This window comes from Bradyrhizobium sp. Leo114 (assembly GCF_055229415.2).
Window position 1 is genome coordinate 1 of record NZ_JBUYEN020000113.1, and the last position, 6,813, is coordinate 6,813.

Sequence of the window (6,813 nt, forward strand, 5' to 3'; positions counted from 1 at the left end):
CAGCCCACGATCAGGATCTTGTGGCCCATTTCGGCCAGCGCCGCCAGCGTGTTCTGCGAGGTGGTCGACTTGCCGATGCCACCCTTGCCGTAGAACGCGATTTGTCTCAGTGAAGACATGTTGCTCTGCATCAACCGATTTGCCAAAGTTTGCGCGCTGGCTCGCGCGCCAGCTTTGTTTCTCTCTCAGAAACGAGGCACACGGGTTCAAGGGAAGGAGAGCATCGCTCGTCTTGCGCGTCTGCGTGCACTCAGCCCTCACTCAGTGTTGCTGCATCGTAATAGCAACCCCCGTGCCAAGGCTGTCCACGCTCTTTAAGCTTCTGATTTCGCGTTGAAAAACCAGCGAGCCCGCGGATGACACCAGGTGTTTTGAAGGTGACAGCAATTGTGCCGCTGTCAGAAGCCGAACAAGGATCGCAAGCATCAAACGGGCAAAAGCCGGCTTGGCGCGGGCCCTTTCGATGCGTTCATGCGTGGAACGGAAATTGCTAATTTCTCATACAAGCCGCTTGGAGAGCGATAATGCAGATGGGCGTCGAAACCTCGAAGGCGGAAGACCAGCGACCGGTCTTCGTGGTCGATGATGACGAAATCACCCGGGTGGCTTTGCAGCTTATGCTGCACGATGAGATCGAAACGCACGAGCTTGCAACGCCTGAAGAGGCTTTTGTCAGGCGCGTCGATTGGTTGAAGCCCGATCTGGTGCTGCTCGGCGCCTCCTTTTTCAAACAAAAGGGGCCGCCGTTGATCGGCCAATTGGCGGCCCATTTTTCCGAGGTGCGGATCCTGATCGTCTGCGAGAAATCCGACGAGGCCACCGCGGCCGAAGGCATCAAGGCGGGCGCGCACGGCGTGCTTATCAAGCCTCTCACCTTGGAAGCCGTCCGCAAGAAGGTCGATGGTATTCTCGAACGCGGCGCCACCGCGCCCATCGTGCAGCTCAGGGTGCTGAATTAGGCCACGCCATGGCGACGATCATTTTCTATCAAAAACCCGGCTGCGCCACCAACGCGCGCCAGATGCAGGCGCTGAAGGCCGCGGGCCACCACGTGATTGCCAAGGATATCTTGAAGGAGCCGTGGCGCGCGGAGCAACTGCGCCAGTTCTTCGGCAATACGCCGGTCGGATCCTGGTTCAACCGCGCCGCGCCCCGTATCAAGTCAGGCCAAATCAATCCCGACATAAGCGACGCGGCGAGCGCACTCGCGCTGATGCTGAGCGATCCGCTCCAGATAAGGCGCCCGCTGATCAACGCCGACGGCGCAAGATGCGCAGGATTCGATCATGAGCCCGTGCTGTCGCTGCTTGGGCGGAGCATGCAGGACGATCTCGAGCGATGCTCGAGCGAGGCAGCCGGAGGGTACTGCCGGAGCGGGTGAGCTACGCTACTCGCTAGTTTAACGAGAGGCGAAGAAAGCGGAGTTTCCCCGCTCCCCTTTCTTCGGGCGCGGCAGCAGGCTCGCTGAAGACGATCGGGGCTCTACACGCGCGTCTATAATTTTAATTAGGGTTGATGAAAAAGCCCCAAGGTGCAGCCCGCCAATGCGGTCATCGCGGCGGAGCCGGCACATTCGCCGATGCTGAATTGCGCGTGAAAGCCGGACATCAGTGGACGCTTCGCTGCACGTTCCAGTTCGACCGCATCGACATTCGTAGTGACATCGATCAAGCCGAGCGAGGCGCCGAAGGGCTGTTTCATGTCGCCCCACAACAAATTGGCGGGGCGGCCGGACGCCATGGAGGACGTGCCGAGTCCGTCCCTACAGCACCGCCCCGCCTGCGACCGGTGATGGTGCCCCGAATGAAGCAAGCGATGTGCCGATTTTGAAAGTTGGCTACAGTCGCTTCGTACTGGGTGTGTGTAGCGTCATGTGGTGGATATTGGTCTCAAAGCCGACAAAACGACCCGCTCTAGTTCAGTGCGCCCGAAAGCTCCGCCAAGCGGTGTCACTATCAGCGGTGTGTGATCACGTCGGGGTTGTCGACCACCATGTCGAGCAGCGTGTCCTCGACCATGCGGCAATCCACGCCCTTGATCCGGACGCGGCGAGCATCGCCGTGCCGGAATACAACCCAATCGCCGGCCTTGACATCCTGGCCGTGGAAATAGGTGCCGGTCTGCGGCTCATGCTTGAAGGCGGTCTTGCCCTTCTTGAGCACCAGGCCGACGGTGTCCTGCCAGACTGATTCCTTGATCGCGCCGGTCGACAGGATGAGCCCGCCATCGATCTTCTCCGGCTCGATGTAGATGCTGACCCCTTTGTTGTTCAGCAGCTCGATGGTGCACAGATCGCCAACGAGCTTCATCAGCTCGGCCCTTCTCGTCCTCCGAATTGGAACGGCGTTCCAATGTCGAAACACGTACCATCCCTCTCCTCCTGGTCTTTCAGGATGTCTTCCAGCGTCTAAGCGAGCAGGTGCGCAGCGGCGGCGGGCGCCTTTACCCCACATTGCGCTGATACTGGCGCCCATCTGTGAGCTTGCCGGACGTGATGGCGTCGATCGCCTTCTTATTTAGCTCATCAAGCTTAGCCTTCGGCGTTCGGCTAGATTGGTATCGATGATGACGCTCATTTACGGCCCGCCCACTCGTTTCCGAGCCAATTACAGGAGCGCCATGCGAGTCAGCGGCCATCTGACAAAGAAATGGCCGCCTGCGTTGCCACAAGCGGCCGAAGTCTAGGGAGGAAACGCCCAAGGAGGGCAGGACGCAGCCTAGAACGACCGCCATCAGCAGCTCAATTGAACGTAGGTAATCGTCGGGTATCCAAAGGGTAGGACGGAACGATACGAAGGTTTATGTCGAGATCGGCTAGGCAACGCCAAACTCGCCGCTCGCGCCCGGCTCGGCCACCATATGCCGCACCAGGATCATTTCCAATCCGACTTCCGAACAAGGGGCGACGCGGAATTGATTAGTCAATTGCCGGCCGGCACCCTTCAGATAGAGGAGGAAGCCGGGCAACTTGGCGAACATTGCTGCCTCAATGAATCCCCGCGTATGCGCGGGCATGGCGGCGCAACTTCGAGGCCCCTCGATCGCGCGTTACCGCTGTAGCTGGATTGCATTAGAGCGTGATCCGCAAACGTGGAAACCGCTTTTCCGAGAAGATCATGCTCAAACAAAAAATATAGAGCGGAATGACGATTCGAAGAAAAGTCAGTCATCACGCCTTACGGTCGTGATCCTTTCGCAACATGGCGACTTGATCGTGTCTCGACCGCCCGATTTTGATTCGCATCAAATCCTTCGCGATGCCGCGTGTGTGACAGAGACGTCGCGCGACTCCCCGCGCTGACTTGGGAATCGAAGAATTTGATGAGAACAAGAACAATTCTGACGACAGCCTCGCTGCTCGTGAGGCATTCGGTGGGGCCACCATGTCGCTGCAAGCTGCCGATCTCGCATCGGCGGCGATCTACACCAAAGCGCCGCCGGTCGAACCATTCAATCCCTGGATGATCCGCCTGCGCGTGCTCGGCGTTTTGCCGGATGCTCGAGGTAGCTCGGTTAACGTCTTCGGCGTTCCGGGCCTGTCGTCACCGAATTTGGGGCTCTCGATCAGCGATCAAGTGGTCCCGGAGCTCGACATCACCTATTTCTTCACCCCGAACATCGCCGCCGAACTCATTCTCGGCGCGACCAAGCATCACATCAACGGCACCGGGACGCTCAACGGGCTCGACATCGGCAAATCCTGGCTGTTGCCGCCGACGTTGACGCTGCAATATCACTTCACCGATTTCGGCGCGTTCAAGCCGTATATCGGTGCCGGCATCAACTACACCGTATTCTTCAACCAGTCGGCGGGCAACACGCCGGTCGCTGGCCTCGCGGTCACCGACCTGCAGATCAGCAACCAAGTTGGCGCCGCGGTCCAATTCGGCTTCGACTACATGCTCGACCGTCACTGGGGCTTCAACGTTGACGTGAAGAAGTTGTGGCTGCGGCCGGATTATTCGGCGACCGTAAACAAGGCGATTCCGGTCACCGGGCGCGCCAATATCGACCCATGGCTGGTCGGCGGCGGCATCACCTACAAGTTCTGACCCAAGAGCACGATCGGGGAAAAGTGGAAACCGGGTTGCGCAAACAAAAAGATCGAGCGAGCTGACGGTTCGAAGAAGCGTCATCTCTCTCAGCGCCGGGAGCCGGGCCCGGCGCCGCATTCGCTTTAGCTTTGCGCTATTGGCGGAGTCAACATGAGGTGACGGACCAGATCGAAGGGTAAGAGTGATTGATCAAGCCATTTTCCATCTCGGCGAGCGTCGCGCAAAGCGCCACAAGGACATCAACGTCAGGGATTCAAACGGCTCGCCGCTGGAGGTGGCAGGGCATGGTGATCAGGGACTTGAAATCCAAAGGCTCGTCCACGGTGATCAAGCGCGCACCCTGATCAGGAACATCCATCTTACCGAGGATCCCGACGAAAGCGAAGGCCGCACCTATAAGGTCAAGGGCCCGGTTGGGCACGGAGTTCTTGATGAAGGACCGTGAGGTCACCACCACTCATCACCCTGGCGAAAGAGGGTAACCCAGGATTCCAGAGACGCCAGTCGTCAGATGGAAGCCGAGGCTAACTTGATAGCCCGCGCAAGCTGCCTTTAACCGAGCCCTCAGCTCCGCTTCAACACCATCACCAGGCGGTCGACACGTTTACCTTCCTTGAGATGGGACTCGACGATTTCGTCGATGTCGTCAGGCGTGGTTGGACGGTACCAGACGCCATCGGGATAGACCACCATCAAGGGACCGGCCTTGCAAAAGCCGAGGCAGCCCGCCGCCGTGAAGCCGATATCGGTGAGCCCTTGCACTTCGATCGCCTTGCTCGTCCTGTCCCACAGGGCTTGCGCACCAGCTGCACCGCAGCTGCCGTGCGGATGAGTAGGCGGACGCTGGACGTGGCAGGCAAAGACATGATGCCTGTAGAGTTGAGGAAGCTCGAATTCCGTTTCTGAGTTCATGAGCCCGCCACGCATTCGATTGGGTTCATCTGAAGGGGGACAAGGTCCGAGTGCACCGCTCGGGACCGCGGTCGTCAGCGCGAGCGCGTGAAGCTCGTCACCCATTATCCCGTTGAGCGCCGCATACACAATCTGATGCTGCTTCGGCTCTTGACTGTGAAGGCGCGCGAAACGACGCGGGCGCCATAATGATCGCCGTCGCCGGCTAGATCAGTCATGGACACCTCCGCGTCCGAAAAGCCTTTCCTGATCAGGGCTTCGATGTCTGGTCCCCTCATCGCGATCTGCCTTGCTCCCGCTTGGCTTGCTCCACCATCTTGCTTCTCCATGCAAGCTTCGAACCAAGATGCGCGCCGCGCGCTTCTGCGCCGATCCTTCTCGGTCTGCCGACGTACAACTGCCACTCATCGTCACGTTTGCTACAGCAACGGTCTCTTTTGTTGCGGACGTGACAAACATCGAGCAGACGCGTGCGCCTCCAGCTTTTCCGCAGCTAGCCCCCAAAATAGCCGAAGAATCCCGATCCTTCCGCATGGCCCGGCTCTTGCAATGTCATCTCGCGGAAGGATGTAGCGCGTCACGACCGTCGTCTTCTCGGAGGAGCCCATGAATTTTCGCCAAGCTGCCTGATGAGCTCGACGCCTCGCTACAGCAGGGCATGACCGCTTACCGGCACCATTCGGCGCGAACCGACCGCATCTTTCGGTGAGCGCTGAACGCTCTGACGAGAGCGCGCGATCGCCGAGCGCGGCTTGCGCAAGGGCGCAAGCCAAGCCGGCTGGGACCACGACGGCGCCCATGGCAAACCACAATCGGGGATGCCAGTGGCGTCGGCGCTTCACGCTCTCCGCCTTGAAGGCGCTTGCCTTCAATCAGTTGATTCCTGGGGCAAAGACCTCGATTACAAGGCTAGGGTCAATGGATATGTCGCTTGAATTGATGCGCGTGACTGGGGTTTGTACTTCGCAGGATTGTTCCCCCTCTCCCTGCATGCACGGCCAGCCTACTCTAAAGCGAGTCTCCCAGAACTCCTGATACAGGATCGTCATTTCACTGCCTAACGGTCCTGTCACGTCTGGGTCTGCGATCCCCCCTGCCAGCCCAGACGGAGCCCTCGGCGGTTGTAGCCGCCGAGGGCTTTCTTTGTCTCGAGCGCGTTTTGGATGTCACTAACACCTGTTCGCCTCGGCTCCCCCCACAAATGGGGCCTCATTGGAAGCGAAGCCGGCACGCGGATTCACCCGACCAAAAATGGTGCTGGCGTCGACGTTCGCCGCCTTGCCGCCTCACTCGGTGGACAGCGTGAAGCCGCGCCGCTCGCGTTCGTCCGCACGCGATTTTATGGATCTAGCAATGTGGGGAGGCTGCCCCCCGATTCTGAAAGCACGCGGGCGTGCCCTATCGCAGGCTAGGGCGGACGGAAGCAAAAGGAATGCGGGACGACGTCAGCCCCACCTATTCTCTACAGTCGGGCCGACGGCTTTCATCATACGGCTTGCCTGTCTGGTTGCGTGTCCAGTTAGCGAGCGTGGACAACGCGAAATCGAGTTCGGCGCGCGCAGTTTCGTTGGCGACCGTCTCCCGCGATGCAGCGCACATGCAGGCCAGCCGGGCGTCCAACCCTCCGCGCCGACGAGAAAACCGAGATGGAGCTGCCGCGTCCGCTGGAATCGCCCTTCTCGGGCGTATAGAGTTTTGGTTGGCCAGTCCATTCGGCGAGCTAGTACCCGGAATCAGAGCTGAGTGATACGGCGGCCTTTGAACCGGCGTTGACGGACCTTTTTCTTGGTCCAGACGAAGGGCTCGGCTTTGTCGTTGTAAGCGTTGACGTAGGCATCGATGTGGT

9 protein-coding genes and 2 pseudogenes are annotated in these 6,813 nt (G+C 59.4%); 4 read left to right on the forward strand and 7 right to left on the reverse strand.

Translation table 11 applies throughout. The features are described from left to right. Positions 1–119, reverse strand: a 119-nt coding sequence (locus ACZIRK_RS44250) for an ArsA-related P-loop ATPase (protein ID WP_463331978.1), incomplete at its 3' end; no start/stop codon positions are given. 405 nt (positions 120–524) lie between these two features. Here ACZIRK_RS44250 and ACZIRK_RS44255 point away from each other — a divergent pair. Then, complete coding sequence (locus ACZIRK_RS44255) at positions 525–959, forward strand: response regulator (RefSeq protein ID WP_130231346.1); 435 nt, start codon at positions 525–527, stop codon at positions 957–959. Positions 960–967: 8 nt separating this feature from the next. Next, a complete protein-coding gene (locus ACZIRK_RS44260) occupies positions 968–1,381 on the forward strand; it encodes a thioredoxin domain-containing protein (protein ID WP_130231348.1) in 414 nt (137 codons plus the stop codon). A 125-nt stretch (positions 1,382–1,506) separates the two neighbouring features. On the opposite strand, the gene ACZIRK_RS44265 is transcribed toward ACZIRK_RS44260, so the two are convergent. The 3 genes from ACZIRK_RS44265 to ACZIRK_RS44275 all read right to left on the reverse strand — a co-directional run bounded on the left by ACZIRK_RS44265 (position 1,507) and on the right by ACZIRK_RS44275 (position 2,979). Beyond that, entirely contained in the window at positions 1,507–1,740 is a 234-nt protein-coding gene (locus ACZIRK_RS44265) for a hypothetical protein (RefSeq protein WP_207231180.1), read from the reverse strand. 215 nt (positions 1,741–1,955) lie between these two features. Beyond that, entirely contained in the window at positions 1,956–2,309 is a 354-nt protein-coding gene (locus tag ACZIRK_RS44270; protein WP_130231350.1) for a hypothetical protein, read from the reverse strand. 505 nt (positions 2,310–2,814) lie between these two features. Next, positions 2,815–2,979 carry a hypothetical protein gene (locus ACZIRK_RS44275; RefSeq protein WP_155255682.1) on the reverse strand — a complete coding sequence of 55 codons (165 nt, stop codon included), beginning with the start codon at positions 2,977–2,979 and terminating at the stop codon, positions 2,815–2,817. Positions 2,980–3,383: 404 nt separating this feature from the next. On the opposite strand from ACZIRK_RS44275, the gene ACZIRK_RS44280 reads away from it, so the two are divergent. Then, a complete protein-coding gene (locus ACZIRK_RS44280) occupies positions 3,384–4,052 on the forward strand; it encodes an OmpW/AlkL family protein (RefSeq protein ID WP_080664218.1) in 669 nt (222 codons plus the stop codon). A gap of 184 nt (positions 4,053–4,236) precedes the next feature. After that, positions 4,237–4,500, forward strand: coding sequence for a hypothetical protein (locus ACZIRK_RS44285; protein WP_035693183.1), 264 nt, complete (start codon positions 4,237–4,239; stop codon positions 4,498–4,500). A 119-nt stretch (positions 4,501–4,619) separates the two neighbouring features. On the opposite strand, the gene ACZIRK_RS44290 is transcribed toward ACZIRK_RS44285, so the two are convergent. The 3 genes and pseudogenes from ACZIRK_RS44290 to ACZIRK_RS44300 form a co-directional block, all read right to left on the reverse strand. Further along, positions 4,620–4,967, reverse strand: a complete 348-nt coding sequence (locus ACZIRK_RS44290; RefSeq protein ID WP_028169327.1) for a (2Fe-2S) ferredoxin domain-containing protein — start codon at positions 4,965–4,967, stop codon at positions 4,620–4,622. A 60-nt stretch (positions 4,968–5,027) separates the two neighbouring features. Then, positions 5,028–5,251: pseudogene (locus ACZIRK_RS44295) on the reverse strand (BolA/IbaG family iron-sulfur metabolism protein); the annotation flags it as partial. Between the two features lie 1,449 nt (positions 5,252–6,700). Then, positions 6,701–6,813, reverse strand: a pseudogene (locus ACZIRK_RS44300) (IS630 family transposase); the annotation flags it as partial.